The sequence below is a fragment of the Rhizobium sp. SG741 genome (assembly GCF_012275435.1).
In the GTDB taxonomy this organism is placed as follows: domain Bacteria; phylum Pseudomonadota; class Alphaproteobacteria; order Rhizobiales; family Rhizobiaceae; genus Rhizobium; species Rhizobium lusitanum.
The window spans coordinates 146,711-165,095 of record NZ_JAAZQP010000010.1 but is presented as its reverse complement, the minus strand read 5'-3'; the positions used below and the strand labels follow the sequence as shown (position 1 = coordinate 165,095).

The 18,385-nt window shown below is 59.1% G+C and carries 17 protein-coding genes and 1 tRNA gene; 5 read left to right on the top strand and 13 right to left on the bottom strand.

Annotated elements, in window-relative coordinates; all coding sequences use genetic code 11:
• Positions 1-142 precede the first annotated feature (142 nt).
• Entirely contained in the window at positions 143-1,603 is a 1,461-nt protein-coding gene (locus FHT29_RS24050) for an FAD/NAD(P)-binding protein (RefSeq protein WP_047557965.1), read from the bottom strand.
• A gap of 1,136 nt (positions 1,604-2,739) precedes the next feature.
• On the opposite strand from FHT29_RS24050, the gene FHT29_RS24045 reads away from it, so the two are divergent.
• Together FHT29_RS24045 and FHT29_RS24040 are read left to right on the top strand one after the other, a co-directional pair.
• Positions 2,740-3,003 (top strand): PilZ domain-containing protein, encoded by a 264-nt coding sequence (locus FHT29_RS24045; protein ID WP_037202620.1) that lies wholly within the window; start codon positions 2,740-2,742, stop codon positions 3,001-3,003.
• 332 nt (positions 3,004-3,335) lie between these two features.
• Positions 3,336-3,671 carry a DUF982 domain-containing protein gene (locus FHT29_RS24040; protein ID WP_348644880.1) on the top strand — a complete coding sequence of 112 codons (336 nt, stop codon included), beginning with the start codon at positions 3,336-3,338 and terminating at the stop codon, positions 3,669-3,671.
• A gap of 83 nt (positions 3,672-3,754) precedes the next feature.
• Here the strand turns inward: FHT29_RS24040 and FHT29_RS24035 are convergent.
• From FHT29_RS24035 to FHT29_RS24000, 8 genes are all read right to left on the bottom strand, one after another.
• Positions 3,755-3,830, bottom strand: a tRNA-Lys gene (locus FHT29_RS24035).
• A gap of 124 nt (positions 3,831-3,954) precedes the next feature.
• The gene (locus FHT29_RS24030) at positions 3,955-4,872 is read right to left on the bottom strand and encodes a PhzF family phenazine biosynthesis protein (protein ID WP_168600245.1); all 918 of its coding nucleotides are present in this window, start codon (positions 4,870-4,872) and stop codon (positions 3,955-3,957) included.
• 68 nt (positions 4,873-4,940) lie between these two features.
• Complete coding sequence (locus tag FHT29_RS24025) at positions 4,941-5,681, bottom strand: DNA mismatch repair protein MutT (RefSeq protein WP_037202622.1); 741 nt, start codon at positions 5,679-5,681, stop codon at positions 4,941-4,943.
• Positions 5,678-6,793, bottom strand: a complete 1,116-nt coding sequence (locus tag FHT29_RS24020; RefSeq protein ID WP_037202624.1) for an endonuclease/exonuclease/phosphatase family protein — start codon at positions 6,791-6,793, stop codon at positions 5,678-5,680. Before FHT29_RS24020 ends, FHT29_RS24025 begins: the two co-directional genes overlap by 4 nt.
• 51 nt (positions 6,794-6,844) lie before the next feature.
• On the bottom strand, positions 6,845-7,840 hold the full coding sequence (locus tag FHT29_RS24015) for a 2OG-Fe(II) oxygenase family protein (protein ID WP_047557968.1): 996 nt from the start codon (positions 7,838-7,840) through the stop codon (positions 6,845-6,847).
• 80 nt (positions 7,841-7,920) lie between these two features.
• Positions 7,921-8,952, bottom strand: a complete 1,032-nt coding sequence (locus tag FHT29_RS24010; protein WP_037202628.1) for an ABC transporter ATP-binding protein — start codon at positions 8,950-8,952, stop codon at positions 7,921-7,923.
• Positions 8,940-10,634, bottom strand: coding sequence for an iron ABC transporter permease (locus FHT29_RS24005; RefSeq protein ID WP_047557970.1), 1,695 nt, complete (start codon positions 10,632-10,634; stop codon positions 8,940-8,942). The genes FHT29_RS24010 and FHT29_RS24005 overlap by 13 nt, the downstream gene beginning before the upstream one ends.
• Before the next feature lie 17 nt (positions 10,635-10,651).
• Entirely contained in the window at positions 10,652-11,632 is a 981-nt protein-coding gene (locus FHT29_RS24000) for an ABC transporter substrate-binding protein (RefSeq protein WP_047557972.1), read from the bottom strand.
• A 172-nt stretch (positions 11,633-11,804) separates the two neighbouring features.
• Between FHT29_RS24000 and FHT29_RS23995 the strand changes: the two genes are divergently transcribed.
• Positions 11,805-12,863 (top strand): aldo/keto reductase, encoded by a 1,059-nt coding sequence (locus tag FHT29_RS23995; protein WP_047639848.1) that lies wholly within the window; start codon positions 11,805-11,807, stop codon positions 12,861-12,863.
• A 159-nt stretch (positions 12,864-13,022) separates the two neighbouring features.
• Here the strand turns inward: FHT29_RS23995 and FHT29_RS23990 are convergent, their stop codons facing one another.
• Positions 13,023-14,252, bottom strand: coding sequence for a PLP-dependent aminotransferase family protein (locus tag FHT29_RS23990; RefSeq protein WP_113108163.1), 1,230 nt, complete (start codon positions 14,250-14,252; stop codon positions 13,023-13,025).
• A gap of 158 nt (positions 14,253-14,410) precedes the next feature.
• Between FHT29_RS23990 and FHT29_RS23985 the strand changes: the two genes are divergently transcribed.
• Complete coding sequence (locus FHT29_RS23985) at positions 14,411-14,998, top strand: class I SAM-dependent methyltransferase (protein WP_047557977.1); 588 nt, start codon at positions 14,411-14,413, stop codon at positions 14,996-14,998.
• Positions 14,999-15,101: 103 nt separating this feature from the next.
• On the opposite strand, the gene FHT29_RS23980 is transcribed toward FHT29_RS23985, so the two are convergent.
• The 3 genes from FHT29_RS23980 to FHT29_RS23970 all read right to left on the bottom strand — a co-directional run bounded on the left by FHT29_RS23980 (position 15,102) and on the right by FHT29_RS23970 (position 17,690).
• Positions 15,102-15,857 carry a hypothetical protein gene (locus FHT29_RS23980; protein WP_051964424.1) on the bottom strand — a complete coding sequence of 252 codons (756 nt, stop codon included), beginning with the start codon at positions 15,855-15,857 and terminating at the stop codon, positions 15,102-15,104.
• A 119-nt stretch (positions 15,858-15,976) separates the two neighbouring features.
• Complete coding sequence (gene ilvC / locus FHT29_RS23975) at positions 15,977-16,996, bottom strand: ketol-acid reductoisomerase (RefSeq protein WP_037202641.1); 1,020 nt, start codon at positions 16,994-16,996, stop codon at positions 15,977-15,979.
• Positions 16,997-17,039: 43 nt separating this feature from the next.
• A complete protein-coding gene (locus tag FHT29_RS23970) occupies positions 17,040-17,690 on the bottom strand; it encodes a TetR/AcrR family transcriptional regulator C-terminal domain-containing protein (protein WP_037202871.1) in 651 nt (216 codons plus the stop codon).
• 180 nt (positions 17,691-17,870) lie between these two features.
• On the opposite strand from FHT29_RS23970, the gene FHT29_RS23965 reads away from it, so the two are divergent.
• Positions 17,871-18,383, top strand: a complete 513-nt coding sequence (locus FHT29_RS23965; RefSeq protein ID WP_246703089.1) for a hypothetical protein — start codon at positions 17,871-17,873, stop codon at positions 18,381-18,383.
• The last annotated feature ends 2 nt before the right edge of the window (positions 18,384-18,385 follow it).

Here is an 18,385-nt window from a genome sequence, read left to right as displayed (position 1 = left end):
GGCTGATCTTGTCATCAGAGATTGCGGAAGTAACCCCGCCACCCCGGACAAACAAGACAATAACTCACAAATTGTATAGTTTATATGAGTAAATTTAGGCAAATGTATCGCCGAAGCAACGATTTTGCGGCTTTTCTTGGATTTAGGCGGCGCTACTATCCAAATGTGCTCCGCCATGCCCATGTTCGTGCTCGGCAATTGCCGAAGCCACCTGCTCGGCAACGAGGACAGCATGCTCCACCACTTCAGGCAAACCCATGAGCTCACCGAAGGTTCCCCGCGCCAATGGACCCGAGATGAACAACGCCGGCACGATCGCACCGTTAGCGTCGAGCGCCCGCGATTGGATGTCGCAAGCAAGTCCGAGCCCCGTAGGATCCATCGCTAGATATCCGGCCGTCGCAAGACCCTCGATCCAGCCTTGCGACTGCAGGATCCCGCGATGGCCGGGACCGGTGGTAACAACGACGGCATCGAATTGCCTTTCGACACCTCGGTCGGAGCGGCTGAGGCGGAGCCTGCAATCGATGCCGCCGTCTGCGACCTCGATGGAAGCAACCGAAGCCGCGAGCACTTCAAGCCGGCCGGCATCAATCGCCTGTTTGCTGACAGCCTCCACCTGCGGCGCGACGCGAAAACGATGCACGTCCCAGAAGGGCCGCAAATGCCTGACGACACGCCTTCGCTCCTCGACGGATAGCGCCCGCCACAAATGCCGCCCCTGCGCCCGCACCTGATCGATGACCGCATGCCAGCTGCGCCCCTCGCCTTCCGCTTCCCGGATGGCCGCGCGCACATGCCGTAGGAGATCCAGCGCCGTCCGCGACGGGTGACTGACGAAATCGCCGAACAGGTCCTGTTTCACCCGCGCATGGCCGCGTGAACGCAATCCGCGACGGGATATGGCGGTAATGAGGCCCTTGTGACCGCGCAGCTGGAGAGAGGCGATGACATCGGCCGAGGTCAGGCCATTGCCAACCACCAGCACGCGATCATCAGCCCGGACAGCCGCGAGCGCATCCGGCCGCGTAGGATCGGGAACGAAGCGCGGATGATCGGCAAGCGCATCCTGCAGCAATTGCGGCGGCAGGGGCGAGGGATGACTGGTGGCGATGACGAGAATATCCGCGTCCACGCGCCGTCCTGCCTCGCCTGTAATCACCCAGCGGCGACCCGACCGTGAGATCCGTTCGACCCCTTGAGCGATATGGGTGAGACGCCCCTCCTCTACGAAGGGACGTATCATGCTGGAAATATAATTTCCGAAAACGGCACGACGAGGAAACAGGCTGCCATTCGCCGCGACCGCCGCCTCATCACCTGCCAGCGCGCCCTGCTCCTGCAGCCAGCGCTGAAAATGCTCGAGGTCGTCAGGCAGGAGGCTCATTTTGGCCGCCGGCACATTGATGCGGTGAGCGGGATCGCGCGTATCATAGGCAAGCCCCGCCCCCAGACGGTCACGGGGCTCGAAAATGAAAAGCTGGCCGGGCCGCAACAACCGGCGTTGCAGCAGATGGAAGGCAACTGCCGTTCCGGAAACCCCGCCGCCGATGATCGCGATGACTGGCAGATCACGCGCCTGATGATCAGAGCTAATGGTCATAGCCATCTCCTTCCGGATCGATCGGCTGCGCGAACTCGCCGCCTGCCGATCAATCGCAATTACCGTTACGAGTGAAAATATACTCTATAAATTTTATTGACAATAGGATCCCGAGACGAGCGCACGCTCCCCCTTGCAACCCGGACAGTGGAATTGGTGCAGATAAGCCTTTGCAAACAAGCGCTTATTTGTGCCTCGCACAACATTGTTTTTGCACTGCAAGATGTAAAAAACTTGGCATGCACCAAATAAAAGAACATACTAATAGTTGTTCTGGTTCGTATTCTCTGTGGGAGGAGAAATATCATGGAACTACTTCGTCTGCTCACCCCCTTCGACTATACGTTGATGCTGCTCCTGGCCGTCATCTTTGTATTCAGCTTGATGGAAGGCGGACATAAAAAGCATTGAGCGCACGCCATTAAGGCGGCGAGATTTGCCCCGCGGCAAGCGCATCCGGGTGATCGTGTTCGATATGACCGAATGATGAAACTCATCGAGTGGAAGAACTCCAGTTCCGCTGTCAAATTCGGGTGCTGCCCGACACCGGCTTCCTGTTAGACGCAATTACTCCCCGATTTCCCGCCATTGAAACCGGCCAAGCGCCCGGTTTCATTTCAACACTTCTCTCCAATGCAGCCTTGAATAGCAGCGCGTCGCTCTACTTACGCTTGAAATTATTACGCTGTAAAAAATAGAATTTCCCCCATCAAAGATCGGTTTTAGCGCCAGCCGACATGATGTTTTCGGCAAGCTTCACGCAAACGACTCCTGCGATACTCCACCTGCATCGGATTTTTTTGAATCAGCGGGGGATATACTTATGGGATACGATTGGGACGGCATAAAAACACGCAGGATGCGGAAGCTGAAATACGCGATTTCCTTTTTCCTCCTTACGATGTCTCTGAGCGCGCCAACCATATTCCTGCTACATTTCCGCTGACGCCTCCGCCTGCAGAAAGGCGGCCGCAACACCACAGAAATGCAGGCGAGCTCAATCCCGCAGTATTGCTCTTGAGCTTTCCATGGACCATTGAGATTCGCGTAAGCTGTTTGTTTCCAAGAATTTCGTTAACGCTTCCGACACTAGAATATGCCAAATTAGTGAAGCATGGTGCACGGGAGCCAATGCTATGACGACAGTCTCGCCTGATTCACCTGAAGGCAGAGCATCGACGCGAAAGCGGACGTTTTTTGGTGCCAAGATCATATTCAATGATGGACATTCGGTCTTCGATTGTACCGTCAGAAACCTGTCCGATACCGGTGCGATGATCCAAATCGAGAACCCGCTTTCCGCACCGAACTCCTTCCATTTGCAGCTCTCGGACAACAGGCTGTGGGCGTGCCAGGTGCGGTGGCGAAAAATCAACAGCATGGGCATTCAGTTCGTTTGAGGATAGGCACTGTTTTGCGCCATAACCGCCGCGCGGTGCCGCAGTCAAAGTCTCAACTCCGATCATATCCTGTGAGAGCATAGCCGGGTTCGACTTCAACTCGACCATCGGCATGAGGATCGATATCGGCGGAACCTCGCCGTTCTCACGCGTCATCGACTTGCAGCTCATCGGGCCATGAAGAGGCACATCGAACCGTTCCACCCACCCGATCCTCGCGGCAAGGACGAAAATCGTTAATTGCACACCACAAATCGCCGCGACACTTGTCATTCTTTATTGCGGGCCTGTGGTCCCGGGATTCTAAAATGCCCATCGTATAACTCCGGACGATGACGATGAGTGATAGACCGTGGCTTTTCCCTGTGTGTGTAATTTGCACACGTACCAATCAAACTCTGAAGGTCGGCACGACCCGGGAGGCTTGGAAGATGCTTCTCGATATGTGGCCTGTTGCAGACGGCCACAAGTTTCTTTCTGCCCTCAAGATCTGCATGGATGTCGAACACGGCATAGGACAGCCGGCTGACGCACGCGATGCCTTCATCGCAGCCGCAGAAGAGGCCGGCGTAGCCATCGACACGTGCAGCGCCTCATCGTCGATAGTAAGCACACGACGAAGCCGCTGGAGGAACGTCAGGTTGAGATCGCGGCCGCCGCTTCTATGAAAAAGAAGGGAACCTGAATTCAAAGCATCGGAAACCGATGTCGGCTTCCGTCCGCGAATAAATCAGCGCTTTCAAGGAGATAATGGTGGGTGATGTAGGGCTCGAACCTACGACCCGCTGATTAAGAGTCAGCTGCTCTACCAACTGAGCTAATCACCCGTACCGCTTGCTGGCGGCGTGACCGGGCATATAAATAGGATCGGTTTGATTGTCCAGCGGCCAGACGAATTTTCTTTGATTATTTGTCAAAATAATTTCAGAGACCGCCGAAAAGCCAGCAAAATCAAAGCTCAAGAATTCCGGACCCGACGCGCACGGCCTGGCCGCCGATGCGGGCGTTGGCGATCAGGCCGTCGTCGACATCGAGGTGGAGATGAATCAGCGAGGGCCGTCCCATCTCGATACCCTGCTCAATGATGATGGGATGATGCCCGTCCGGGAGCGCGTCGAATTGATTGATCGCGCCCGACAGCGCCGCCACTGCCGAACCCGTCGCCGGATCCTCGACGATACCCATTCCCACGGGAAACATGCGCGCATGGAACTTGGCGGCATGATTCACGCCACCGCGACAATAGATGAAGGCCGAGGCCAGCGCGCCATCGACGAAGGGAACCGTCTTCTCCCAAAGCTGCAGATCGAATTCCAACCGCTCCGCCGCGCCGACATCATGCACCGGCACCAGCAGGAAAGGTACGCCGGCGCTCCAGATGGACGGCACGTGATTCTCGAAGCCGATCTCGGTGATCTTCAGGCTGAGCGCATTGGCGATATCGGCCCTGTCGAGCGGCAGCAGGATCTGCTGCGATTTCCTCGGCAGGTCGAACTCGGCAAAGCTCGCCTTGTCCTGACGCAGCCTGATCGCGCAGCGTACCGGCCCGACCCGTTCGTCCAACACGGAAACGAGATCGATGTCGCCGCCATGCGTGGCATGGGCCTTCTCCGCAAGTGCGATGGCCGTGCCCACGGTGGGATGCCCGGCAAAGGGAAGTTCGCGACCAGGCGTGAATATTCGCAGACTGGCCGTATGCGCCGGATTCTGCGGCGGCAGCACGAACACCGTCTCGGAAAGGTTCATCTCCCTGGCGATGGCCTGCATCGTCTCGTCGCTCAAGCCCTCGGCATCGAAGATGATCGCAAGGGGATTGCCCGCCAGCTTCCTGTCGGTGAACACATCATAGACACTGTAGCTGCGCGCCAATCCGGCCTCCATCCAAGTTTCCAGACTTAACCATTCATACCGGCAAGCGACTCCAGCGCAAGCCCAAGCTATTCCGCTTCGCCGAAGAACCAGGCGAGAATAGGCAGCATCGCAACATTGTAACGATGCGCCGTGGGATCGGCCGAGCGGATTGCGATCGCGCCGTCGATCTCATCCTCCTCGGCGACCAACATATGCGCTTCGATCCGCCGCAGCATCTCCTCCGCGGTCCATGGGAAGCGGAAAACGCGAAAAAGCGTTACGGAACGGTTCGCATGTGTAGCATAATAGCCAGGCTCGGCGGCTGCCTCATTCAGATCCAGGCCAGTTTCTTCCAGAACCTCGCGGCGCATGTTACCCTCGACATCGCAATGCCCATCCACGATATCGTTTTCATCCATCGATCCGGCGGCGCAATAGACCTGGCCCGGATTGGCCGTATGCGGCGCCATGCGAATCGCGATGATCGCGCCGTCGGACGACACCGCCACCGCAAATGCAAAGACGTGAAAGCCGCCCCGCTCCCTCTGCTTGCGCCACCAGAGGAATGTGGAAAACGGCGTCACATAGGCTTCCCCCTTCACCACACCATCGGCAAGCGAAAGCCGATGCTGGAAGATCATGCGGCCATCAAAGAGCGCAGGGTTGGCGGCGATCTCCTTCATCCAGTTCTCTCTTGCCGCCTCCAATTCGCTCAGATGGAAAGGATGCTCGCCAGGCAGCACGGCGAGATCGATCCGGGAAACTGGAAACACTGTACTTTCCGGCGGCCAGCCAGCCATGTTGCTCTGCAATTTCGGGGCGGTCATACGAGATCCAATGTGATGACAACGGGGCAATGGTCGGATGCCTTCGGCCGGTCCCAGCCGACGCGCGGATAGCGCTCCACCTCCTGTCCCGGCGGAAATATGGTCCGGAAAGGCTGGCCCGAGCGGACAATGTCGGGGACGCGCGTAGCATTGGCGCGCGCCAGAGCGGGAGACAGCCAGATGTAATCGAGCTGACAGAGCCGTTGCTCCTGCGGCCCCCGCGCATGATAAAGCGTCCAGCGGTCGAGCTCCTCCCGACGATGCATGACATTTTCGATAAAGCCGTCGCGACTGAAAACGTCGAGCGCACTTTCTCCTTTTTCTGTTCGGTACTCGAAACTATAACCGGTGCGGCGCGTGCCGATGACGTCGATCCACTCCTGATAGTCGTTCATGTCGCCGCAGATAGCGAAGTTCTTGGTCGCCGTATGGCCGGCGCCGAACCGGTCTTCGATGATGCGGCGAACGGCCATCGTCTCGGCACGGCGTATCGGTATGGTCGCCCGGCGGCCATCGACGCCCTCCCGCGCCGGCCCCATCGATTTCAGATGCACTACATAAAGCGAAAAAGGTACGCCGCCGATATGGAGATGGAGTTCCAGGCAATCGCGCTTGAAGATCTTGTCTTCCGAATGAAGGCCAAGTTCCGCCAACTCGTCATTGAAAAGGCCGAAATCGCCATAAGTCACCATGGCGTGACTCTTGATGTCATTAAGCACGATCGGCTGGCCGTCACGCGTTTCCTCGCGCATCATCACGGCGACATCGATGCCACGGCTGTCATTGCCTTCGATCAGGAATTTTTGCCGATAGCCATTGCCGACCATGCGGTAGAGATAGCCATATTCGAATGCCTGCAGCGCCGCCATGTTGTCGACCTCCTGCAGGCAGATGATGTCGGCATCCGCGTCGGCAATCGCGAGCGCCGTCATCTGCCGGGTGTCGTCAGCCGCGGCGACCACGCGGGCAGCTTCCAGCTGCTGATAGACATTCTCGTTGCGGACATCGAAGAGCTGCAACACGCGATCCTGGCGCAACTGATTGCGAAAGCCGGTGTAATCAAAACGGGTCAGCAGGTTTTCGACATTGAAGGTCGCAAGGCGCAGGGACATGAAGCATTCCAATTTCTGAAGAAGACTGAGAGCCGGCTTATCCTGCTCGCATTAGCCGGCCTTGGCGGTGACCGTCGATTTGAACTTACCCATGAGATAGGGGCCGGAAAAAACAGGTGCATATTTCGGCGCCTCTCCCGGCTTCAGGCACGAAGGCAGGCAGGCGATTTCGGCAAACCAGTTCGGCTGATGGAAGAATGCCAGCGACTGCCGCCGCCGCATACCGCCCTCTTCCGGCGGCGGATTGACGACGCGGTGCACGGTCGAAACCCAACGATCATTGGTCCAAAGCGCCATCAGGTCGCCGATATTGATGACGAAAGCGCCCTCCACCGGCGGCACCGGCGTCCAGCGACCGTCAGGTGCAATGATCTCCAGCCCCTTGGAGCCCGGCTGCGGCAGCAGGATCGTCAGGCTGCCGTAATCGGTATGGGCGCCAGCACGCAGTTGGCCCGGCTGCGGCGGCACATGCTGCTCGGGATAGTTCAATGCCCTCAGCGCGCTGATCGGCGCGTCCACGTAAGTATCGAAGAAATGCTCGTCGAGACCGAGCGCCGTCGCAAACACCCTCATGATCCGCGCCGCCAGATCCTCCATGGAGCTATAATAGGCCTTCCATGCCTCCGTGAAACCCTCCGGTCCCTCGGGCCAGATCGTCGCGGCATAGCAGAAGCCGAGCGCCTCCGGATCGCTCATGCCTGATGGCACGGCGAGCGGACCGCCATTGAAGCTTTCCTTCAAGTCCGGCGGCGTGTCGACATTGCGCGATTTCGCGAGGGCTTCCGTGCCGGGGCCGAGATAACCGTAGGGATAGCCCGGATAGAGCGTCTTGGCTCGCTGCTTCGTCTCGGCAGGCAGATCGAAGAAACTGTGGGTCTTGTCCCAGACATTCGCAATCACCGCATCCGCGACGCCATGATTGGCAATCGCCAGGAAACCGGTCGAGCGGCATATCCGGTCCACCTCGGTCCCAAGACGTCTCTTGTCCTCGAGATGTGCCGCCTCGAAGGCGCCGAGATCGAAAATCGGGAAGCTCTGACTGGACATGCGCGACTCCCATTCGTGACATCGGTCAAATCAAGCATAGGCGGCGGCGGCGAACAACCATCTTGTCTCCCGCCGCACAATCAGAGCCTCCAGGCCGAGCGGATGGCGACGGGATAGACGTCACCCGCCTTTACCACCTCGCGGCTATAGGCCCTGAGCATCTGCCCGTCCGGCAACGAGAGCCGTATCGCGTAACGCTCGCCCTCATAGAGAACCGAAACGACCCGACAGGAAATGCCCTGCGCGTCGGCGATCACATCCTCCGGCCGCACAAGGATATCGGCATGCTCAGAGGCGCCCTCCTGTTCGTTCCAGATCTTCTTCAAGGCGGACCAATCGATGAGACGGGGCCGACCATCGGGCAGGATCAGCGACAGGATGGCGCCCTGCCCGACCAGGCTGCCGACCATCCGCCCTTCGGGCCGGGCATAGATCTCCGCCGGAGGCGCCACCTGCAATAGCCGCCCCTCGGACATGACGGCGACATCGGTCGCCAGCGCCATGGCTTCGCTCTGATCATGCGTCACGTAGACCATCGTGGCACCCGAGCGCTGATGAAATTCACGGAACGTCTCCTCCATTTCTTTCTTGAGATGACGGTCGAGATTGGCAAGCGGCTCATCGAGCAGCACGACGTCAGGCGATGTCACCAGGCAGCGCGCAAGCGCTACGCGCTGGCGCTGGCCGCCGGAGAGATCGGCGGGCCGGCGCTCGGCATAGTCGGCCAAACGCACCGTGGCGAGCGCTTCACGCACCTTCTCGCGGTAACGTTCGCCGGAGATGCCACGCACCTTCAGCGGGTAGCCGACATTGTCTGCGACGTTCATATGCGGCCAGAGCGCATAGGACTGAAATACCATCGCCATGTTGCGCCGCTCCGGCGGCAACATGTTCGCCGCATCCGCCAGCAATCGCTCGCCGAGATGGATGGAACCATCCGTCGGCTGTTCGAAGCCGGCTATCATTCTGAGCACGGTCGTCTTGCCGCAGCCGGAGGGGCCTAGCAGCGCCAGGAAACCGCCCTCGCGCACGTCGAGCGACAGTGCATTGACGGCGGCGCGGCCGCCCGTGCCGAAATCCTTGCAGAGGTGGTTGAGGATCAGCTTCGCCACGGCACCACTCCTTTCGGCAGGCGCTTGGCCATGACTTCGAGCAGCACCATCATGATCACGACCATGGCAATGACGATGACGGACATGGCAGAGGCAAGATCGGCGCTGCCGCCATCGTCGAGATTGTAGATGACGACGCCGAGCGTCTGCGTGCCCGCCGACCAGAGCAGCGCCGAAACCGTCAGCTCGTTGCAGGCAATGAGGAAAACCAGGATCACGGACGCGCCCGCCGCCGGCGCGATCAGTGGCACGATGATATCCGCAAGGCGGCGGAAGAAGCCGGCGCCCGAAAGACGCGCCGCCTCTTCCAGCGCCGGATCGAGCTGCAGGAAAGCACTCATGACCGGCTTCAAGCTGACGGCGAAGTAGGCGGAGAAATAGGCCAGCAGAATGATCCAGATCGTGCCGTAGAGCGTGACGTTGAGGATCGGCAGGGGTGCTGCAAACACCAGGATGAAGCAGACGGCGATGATGATGCCGGGGAGTGCGTAGGGTATCTCGATCAGGCCGCCGACGATGCGGCTCAGCATGTCCTTGCGCCGCGTCAGCGCATAGGCGGCAAGAATTGTCACCAGCAGGAGACCGAGCGCCGTCGTCGCGGCGAGAAACAGGGAATTGGAAAAGGCCGTGCGTGTCACCGTCTGCCGAAACAGGATTTCCACGAAGGCGTTCAGCGACGCCGTCTTGAACGTCAGCGGCACGCCATAGGCCGGCACCAACGCGCCTGCAACCAGCGCCAGAAAGGGCGCGACGAGCATAATGAACAGGATCGCCCAGAGCACCGGCACGGCAACATAACGCCAGCGGCCGAGCGAAAAGGCAGCGGACGCGCCGGAAAGGCCGATGACACGATAGTCCCGCCCTTTCAACGCCTTGGCCTGCACCGCAAGTCCCGCAACGGCGATGACGGCGATCATGGTCGAAAGCACGGCGATATCGCCGAAAGTCCGTGGGCCGAAATTGGAGAATTTCGTGAAGATGAGGGTCGACAGCGTATAGATCGAGGCGGGAATACCAAGGATCGCCGGAATGCCGAAATTGCCGATCGAGGAGACGAAGGCGATTGCCGCACCGGCAATGACGCCGGGCAGCGACAGAGGCAGGATGATATCCCTGAAGACGCGCAGGCCCGAGGCTCCCGAAAGCCTTGCCGCCTCAACGCCATCGCGTGGGAGTGCCATCAATCCGGCCCTGAGCGCCAGATAGACCAGCGGCGCATGCTGCACGCCGTAGAGAAGTGCGATGCCGCCGATGGAATAGAGCGGCTGCGGCGAGCCGAGCGGCGGCGCGATATGCAGCGCCTTCAGCAGCGGGCTCGACGGACCGGACATCTGCACCCAGGCAAGCGCCATCACCTGCGGCGGGATCATCATCGGCAGTACGAAGAGGAAGCTGAGCGCGCCCCTGCCCGGCATGTCGGTCAATGTCAGCAGGAATGCGAAGAGGCAGCCGAGAGCCACGGAAATGATCGTGCCCAGCACGGCCGTTTCGATCGTGTACCAGGTGGAGCGCCACAGCGCGGGATCGGTGATGAGCTCATAGGTGCCGCCGCGCAGCAGCGCCTCAATGCCAACCATCGCCAGCCGTGCCAGCGGCAGAACGCTAAGCAGCAGCACGACGGCAACAACAAAAGGAAACAGCCAGGCCGGCTGGCTGTTTCCCTTACGCACATATCCGTACATTTAAAATCCGGGCCGGATCACTTCGACTTGAAGTAGGTGGAGAAAGTCTTCAGGTCTTGATCCGTATTCTTGAGAGCAGCGGCGGCATTCAACGGCAAAAGCTTGATGCTGTCACGTGCCGGAAAACCTTCCGGTAGCGGCGTGCCGTTGCGGGCCGGAATATAGCCGAGCTTCAGGAAGCCTTCCTGGCCCTTTTCGGACAGGACGTAATCGACGAACTTCTTGGCGGCGTCGGCATGCTGCGTGCTGGCGAGGATGCCGACCGGCTCCGTCACGGCCGAAACGCCTTCGGTCGGGAAAACGAATTCCAGGGGTGCGCCTTTAGCCTTTTCGCGGATCGGCATGTAGTCGACGATCATGCCATAGGCCTTCTCGCCGGAGGCGACCGCCTTGAGCACTGCGCCGTTGCCGCCCGAAGCGATAGCGCCGTTGTCGGCAAGATTCTTGTAATAGTCCCAGCCCAGGCTGCCGACGCCGGCGAGCGTCTGTGCGTGAATGAGAGCGGCACCCGAAGCAAGCGGGCTCGGCATGGCGACAAGACCTTTCGCTTCCGGCTTGACCAGATCCTGCCAACTGGCCGGCTTCATCGAAGCGGCTGTGTTGTAGACGATGCCTGTGGTGATCAGCTTGGTGGAATAATAGTAGCCATCGGCATCGTAGAGCGACGCGTCGTAGTTCGCGGCTTCCGGCGACTTGTAGGCCAGCAGCTTGCCGGCTTCCTTCAGGCGCTCCAGCGTCACCGTGTCGGCAATCAGGAGAACATCGGCAGCGGGAGCGCCGGCCTGCATTTCCGCCTGCAACTTGGCGATGATCTGCGGCGTGCCGTCACGAACCCAATCGACCTTGATGCCCGGATTGGCAGCCATGAAACCATCGACGGTCGCCTGCGCGTCGGCGTTCGGCTGGCTGGTATAGAGGACGAGGTCGGCGGCGGTGGCGGCGCCGGAGAAAAGAGCGACGGCCAGCAGGCCGGCGAAGGCGGAAACAAAGGTCTTCATAAGACGTCCTCGGCTAGGTTGTAGGAAGGTTCCTTAGACGTGCGGCTTAACATGATTGTGACAGTTGAATTTGAAGAAGATGCGTTTCATATGATGATTAAACCTTGACCGTCGGCGCCTCACGCTATTTCTTGGCACTCGAATTTCAGATGGGATCCGGGAGGACATATCCATGGAATATCGCCTGCTTGGCCGCTCCGGCCTCAAAGTTTCCACCATCACCATGGGCACGATGACCTTCGGCGGGGTCGGCTGGGCAAAGACCGTCGGCGATCTCGGCGTCAAGGATGCAAAGAAGCTCGTGGACATGTGCGTCGATGCCGGCGTCAACCTGCTGGACACGGCCGATGTCTACTCGCAGGGCGCCTCGGAGGAAATCCTCGGCGAGATCATCGGCGGCCCGCGCAAGGACGGCGTGCTCATCGCCACCAAGGCCCGCTTTCCGATGGGGCCTGGTGTCAACGATGTCGGCTCTTCCCGCCAGCATCTGATCCAGGCTTGCGAGGCAAGCTTGAAGCGCATGAAGACCGATGTCATCGACCTTTACCAGCTGCATGAATGGGACGGTCAGACACCGCTGGAAGAGACGATGGAAGCGCTCGATACATTGGTTCGCCAGGGCAAGATCCGCTACATCGGCTGCTCGAACTTTTCCGGCTGGCACATCATGAAGGCGCTTGGCGTCAGCGAGCGTGACAAGCGCGAACGTTTCGTCAGCCAGCAGATCCACTATACGCTGGAGGCTCGCGACGCCGAAAACGAGCTGGTTCCGATCAGCATCGACCAAGGCCTCGGCATCCTCGTCTGGAGCCCGATCGCCGGCGGGCTGCTGTCGGGCAAGCATCGCCGCAACCAGGCAACGCCTGAAGGCACGCGCCAGTTCGCCGGCTGGACGGAACCGCCGATCCGCGATGAGAACCGCCTGTGGAATATCGTCGATACGCTGGTGGAGATTGCCGATGGCCGCGGCGTCTCGGCCGCACAGGTAGCGCTCGCCTGGCTGATCGGTCGCAAGGGCGTGACCTCGGTCATCATCGGCGGCCGCACGAAAGCCCAGTTCCAGGACAATCTCGCCAGCGCCGAACTGAAGCTAACCGATGAAGAACGCAAGCGTCTTGATGATGTCAGCCTGCCGCCGCTGATGTATCCCTATTGGCATCAGCGCAACACCGCCAGCGACCGTCTGAGCGAGGCCGACCTTTCGCTGATCGACCCACATCTGGCGAAGTAAGAAGCTGCGTCTCCCCCTCGGGGAGAAGGTGCCCAAAGGGCGGATGAGGAGGTGGCGCGGCACATTCAGTGTCCACCATAACGGTGCGATGCCCCCTCAACCGACGCCACTTCGACAAGCTCCGGAGCCCATCCTTCTCCCCATCGGGGAGAAGGTAAATCAGGCGGCCAATGCCCCGATCTCGCCTGATATCAACTTGCCGAGCCGCGAAATGCCCTCTTCGATCATCTCGTCATTGGCGCAGGAGAAGCTGACGCGGAATGTATTCGCACCAGTGCCGTCGGCGAAGAAGGCCTGACCGGGAACGAAGGCAACCTTCGCGGTTTCGAGCGATCTTGCCAGCAGCTTGGCGCCATCCATGCCCTTCGGCAGGGTGACCCACACGAACATGCCGCCCTGCGGCTTCGTCCAGCTCGTACCTTCAGGCATATACTTCGCAAGCGCCGCCAGCATGCAGTCGCGACGGTGGCTATAGGTCTTGCGGACCTTGGCAACCTGCGCATCAAAACCGCGTTCGGCGACCTGATGGATGGCGATCTGGTTGATCGTCGAGGAATGCAGGTCCGCCGCCTGCTTCATCAGCACCAGCTTGCGGATGACGGGCGCATTGGCAACGACGAAACCGACGCGAAGACCCGGCGCCAAGGTCTTGGAAAAGCTGCCGCAATAGATCGTCCGCGTGTCGTTGATATTCCCCTTGCGCGCGATCTCCAGCGCCAGGATCGGCGGGATCGCCTCACCATCGTAGCGCAGCGATTGATAGGCGGCGTCTTCGATGATGGCGATATCGAGCTCGTCGGCGAGGTCGATGAGTTTCTCGCGGGCAACCAGATCGACCGTTTCACCGGTCGGATTGGCAAAATCAGCCGAGAGATAGGCGAATTTGACTCTGCCTCCGGCCTTCGTGGCAGCGGCGCTATAGGAATCCGGCGTCCGGTTGCCGTTCGGCGTCAGCTGGTCATAGGTCGGCTCGTAAGCATTGAAGGCCTGCAGCGCGCCGAGATAGGTCGGCGCTGTCACAAGCGCCGTATCCTTCGGCGACAGAAAGAGCTTACCGAGATAATCGAGCCCCTGCTGCGAGCCGGAGACGATGAAGACGTTATCGAGTTCGCAGGGAACGCCGAGCACCTTCATCTGGCCAACCAGCCATTCGCGCAGTGGTTTGTAGCCTTCGCTGACTGAATATTGCAGGGCGGCATTGACGGTCGGGCCAGAAAAAATATCGGCATAGGCCTGCTTGAACTCTTGATCCGGAAACAGCGCAGGGTCGGGAATCCCACCGGCAAACGAGATGATATCCGGCCGCTCCAGCAGCTTCAGCAATTCGCGGATTTCGGAGGCGCGCATACGGCTCGAACGCGTCGCAAAGATATTTTCCCAATTCAACATGGGGCTTCCTCGTAATTTTTGGTCTTTCCGGCACAAGATCACGCAACAAAAGATAAGTCAACAATACTGACCTAATTTGTTTTCATTGCCTCTCAGAATCGCAATCTTTCCTGATAGGAATGAGCTTCTGAACCCGAGTAACAGAGTCAAAAGAGATCATGAGCACGGATCCGACAACATCGTTTTACGCCGACAACGCCGCCCTCTATGCCGCGCGTAAACGCAATCTTCCGAGAAGCCGACTCGACGCGTTTCTTGCCGCCCTTCCGGCCGGAGCGTCTATCCTTGAGCTGGGATGCGGAGCCGGTCAGGATGCGGCCTACATGCTATCGCGTGGCTTCGACATCACGCCGACAGACGGTTCGGCAGAACTCGCCAATGAGGCTGAAAAGCTAATTGGCAGACCCGTCCGGATCATGCGGTTCGAGACCCTGGACGCCAGTGCCGCTTTTGACGGCATATGGGCGGAGGCCAGCCTCCTTCATGTACCGCGATCGGACCTCCCAAATATCTTCGATCGGATTCTGCGTGCTTTGAAGGACGGCGGCATCTTCCATAGCAGCTTCAAGGCCGGCGCTGCTGAGGGGCACGACACGCTCGGCCGCTACTACAATTATCCTTCGGCCGAATGGCTGAGGGCTCTTCTGAATGAAGGCGGATGGAGAGATGTAGCGATAACCGAAGCCGATGGAGGTGGCTTCGACGGCAAGCCGACGAAATGGCTCTATGTTAGCGTACGGAAATAGAAATCGGTCTGAACTTAGTTGTTGCTCTCATCGCCCCAAGCGGCTTGGAGTTGGCTCTGTTGACCCAAGCAAAACTTGCCCTGCCAGCTACTCCAAACCTGCGTTAACGGCAGGGCATCGCACGCAAAAGGGCCAAAGCAGCCTCAATGGAATCGATGCGCCACATATCTCTATCGGCTACATTGTCGACAACCGCCACTATGGCAGCTTGCAATCCATCGCCGCAAAGCCAATCGGCGATCGTCCGCCTTGTCGCCAAATCAAGATCTTCCCAAAAAGAGCGACCATATGGCAGCCCGTCCGACCGACTGATGACGTCAGCGAGTTGAAGGGCAGAATTCGGTGTCAGATTGGACAGCCATGACTTCAGAACAGAATCAATATCCTTTTCGAGACGAATTACGCAGGCGAACCAATTCGTCGCATCGAACTCGTCTGGATGCTGCAATCGTGCCCAGTGCCACGACGCGCGATAAACGTTCTCGATCGCAGAACGCTCTGACACTGGCCATCTACGCCAGTTAGCATATTCCAGCTTCGACAAGATTATCAGCGGATCAAAGCCTGGCTCACTCGGGGTCAAAAAAGCGTGCTGCAGAATGCGCGGCAGATAATGTCTGTATTCCTTGACTCCCCCAACGGTGGTCATGGCGCTCGTGGCGTAGCCACTCAGAGCGTTCCCACTTAAGTTCGCTAAAGGTGCAGAACGCAATTCGAGCAAAATCTTCTCCGCGTCAAGCAATGGCGACGCATCCAGAATTTCAGGAGATGGATATTCAGCAAATGCTGCATAGGCTGCCTGCCAATATCCATGGAGCTTGGTCGCCGCTCGAGCCAAATTGGTTTCATCGGAGTTCATATACAACCCTATAGCGAATTCGCGAATAGCTCGCCAGCCCGGATTAGGTCGCAGAAAATGAAAGGCCGAGGAAGTTTCCCTCCTCGGCCCCGCTTTCAATGCTTCATCGTACGGAAAGCTTAGTTGACGCTCTTGTCGACCAGCTTGTTCTTGCCGATCCAGGGCATCATGCCGCGCAGCTTGGCGCCGACTTCCTCGATCTGGTGGCTGTCGTTGTTGCGGCGGATGCCCTTGAAGCGGGCAGCACCCGAACGGTATTCCTGCATCCACTCGGAGGTGAACTTGCCGGTCTGGATGTCTTTCAGGACGCGCTTCATCTCAGCCTTGGTCTCTTCAGTGATGATGCGCGGGCCAGTGACGTATTCGCCCCATTCGGCCGTGTTCGAGATCGAATAGTTCATGTTGGCGATGCCGCCTTCATAGATCAGGTCGACGATCAGCTTCACTTCGTGCAGGCACTCGAAATAGGCCATTTCCGGAGCGTAACCGGCTTCGACCAGCGTTTCGAAACCAGCGCGAATGAGTTCGACGAGACCGCCGCAAAGAACGACCTGTTCGCCGAAGAGGTCGGTTTCGCACTCTTCGCGGAAGTTGGTTTCGATGATGCCCGAACGGCCACCGCCGACGCCGCAAGCGTAGGAGAGAGCGAGTTCAAGCGCATTGCCGGAAGCATTCTGGTGAACGGCAACGAGGCAGGGAACGCCGCCGCCCTTCTGGTATTCGCCGCGAACCGTGTGGCCCGGGCCCTTCGGCGCGATCATGACGACGTCGACCGAAGCCTTCGGCTCGATGAGGCCGAAATGGACATTGAGGCCGTGAGCGAAAGCGATTGCAGCGCCGTCGCGGATGTTCGGAGCGATGTCGGCCTTGTAGATGTCGGCCTGCAGCTCGTCCGGGGTCGCCATCATCATCAGGTCGGCCCATGCGGCAGCTTCGGCAACGGTCATGACCTTGAAGCCATCGGCTTCAGCCTTCTTGATGGTCGGCGAACCGGCCTTCAGCGCAATCACAAGGTTCTGAGCGCCGCTGTCCTTGAGGTTCAGCGCATGAGCGCGGCCCTGGGAACCGTAGCCGATGACGGCGACCTTCTTCGACTTGATGAGGTTGAGATCGGCATCACGATCGTAATAGACGCGCATTGTTTGTCCTTCCCTTTGCTTGTCTGGGTATAATTTCGATGTCTCAGACGGTCGCCGCTGCTTCCGCCAAAACCTTTTCCGTGCCGTAAAGCTTGAGGAAGGCTGTAACAGCCCTCTCCGCCTGACGGCTGGAATCCTTCAAACCGGGCTCGCCGAGCAGCATGCGGACATGCAGATCGGAAACGATGAGCCCGTAAAGCGTGTGATATGCCTCGTCGGCATCGGTGAAACGGAGCAGCCCTGCCCGCTTACCAGCGTCGATCAAGCCGCTGGCGCGGCGGTCGATCTGCCGGCGGCCGCGCTCCAGCAAAAGCTTGCCGAGCTTCGAGCCATCGCGGTTAGACTGGCCGATCGCCAGGCGGTTCAGCGCCAGCGAGACATCGCCCGCCAGAACTTCCAGCAGATCGCGGGCGAAGACAACGAGATGATCATGCAGGCTCGACACCGTCAGCCGCTCGCCGTTGCGCTCGAAGGTGCGCACCTTGCTCGCCTGATAGGCGATCATCGCCGACAGCAGACCGTCACGGTCGCCGAACCATTTATAGAGACTTTCCTTCGAGCAATTGGCGGCGCGTGCGACGCCCGAGGTCGTCAGCGCCTTTTCGCCGCCGTCGACGAGCAGACGCAGCGCCTGCTCCAGAACGGCGTTCTGGCGCGGCGAAAACTCGCTCGACTGTCCTACTTCGCTCAGCACGATGGCCACTCCCAAATGCGTACCGTACGGTACGGTTCGTGCCGCGTTATGCAGCACGCCGAAGCGGTCGTCAAGCGGAATTCGTTGCTGCACTGCGCCAAAAATCGGAGCGCGCTTGTCATGGCCGGCGCGTGGCGGATAGAGCTTACCGGCACATCCGTTTCCTTTCGAGATCCTTTGATGAAAGCCGCGTTCAACCTTCATTTCGAGACGTCACCTCACCGCTTCCCGGCTGGCAGCGGCATGGGCGGAAGCAAACAGCGGGCACCTACCCGCATTGTCGGGATCTGCCTTGTGCTCGGCCTGTTTCCCCTTCCCCTGTTTCCCCTTACAGTGTCGGCTCATGCAACGACAAAGCCGCTTACCGGACCCGACGGACATTATTGCGGCAAGCTTCTATCTAGTGGGTTGCTGGTGGATGTCGAGACTTCGCTACAGGCCGACCCAAAGGGCCACATATCGGGGACCTATCGTTTCGATGATGACGGCAATACAACGGCCGGCACCTTGTCGGAAATCGGGACGGCGCACGGCACCGTACGAACGCTGCATTGGTCCGACAAATATGGAATGGGTTCGCTGACGATCCGGTTCGATGCCGGCTACGGTCGTTTCGAGGGTCTGTGGGGACCTCAGGATGCCGTTCCCAGCTACACTTGGAACGGCGGCAATTGTGGCGCACCCATCAGCTAGGC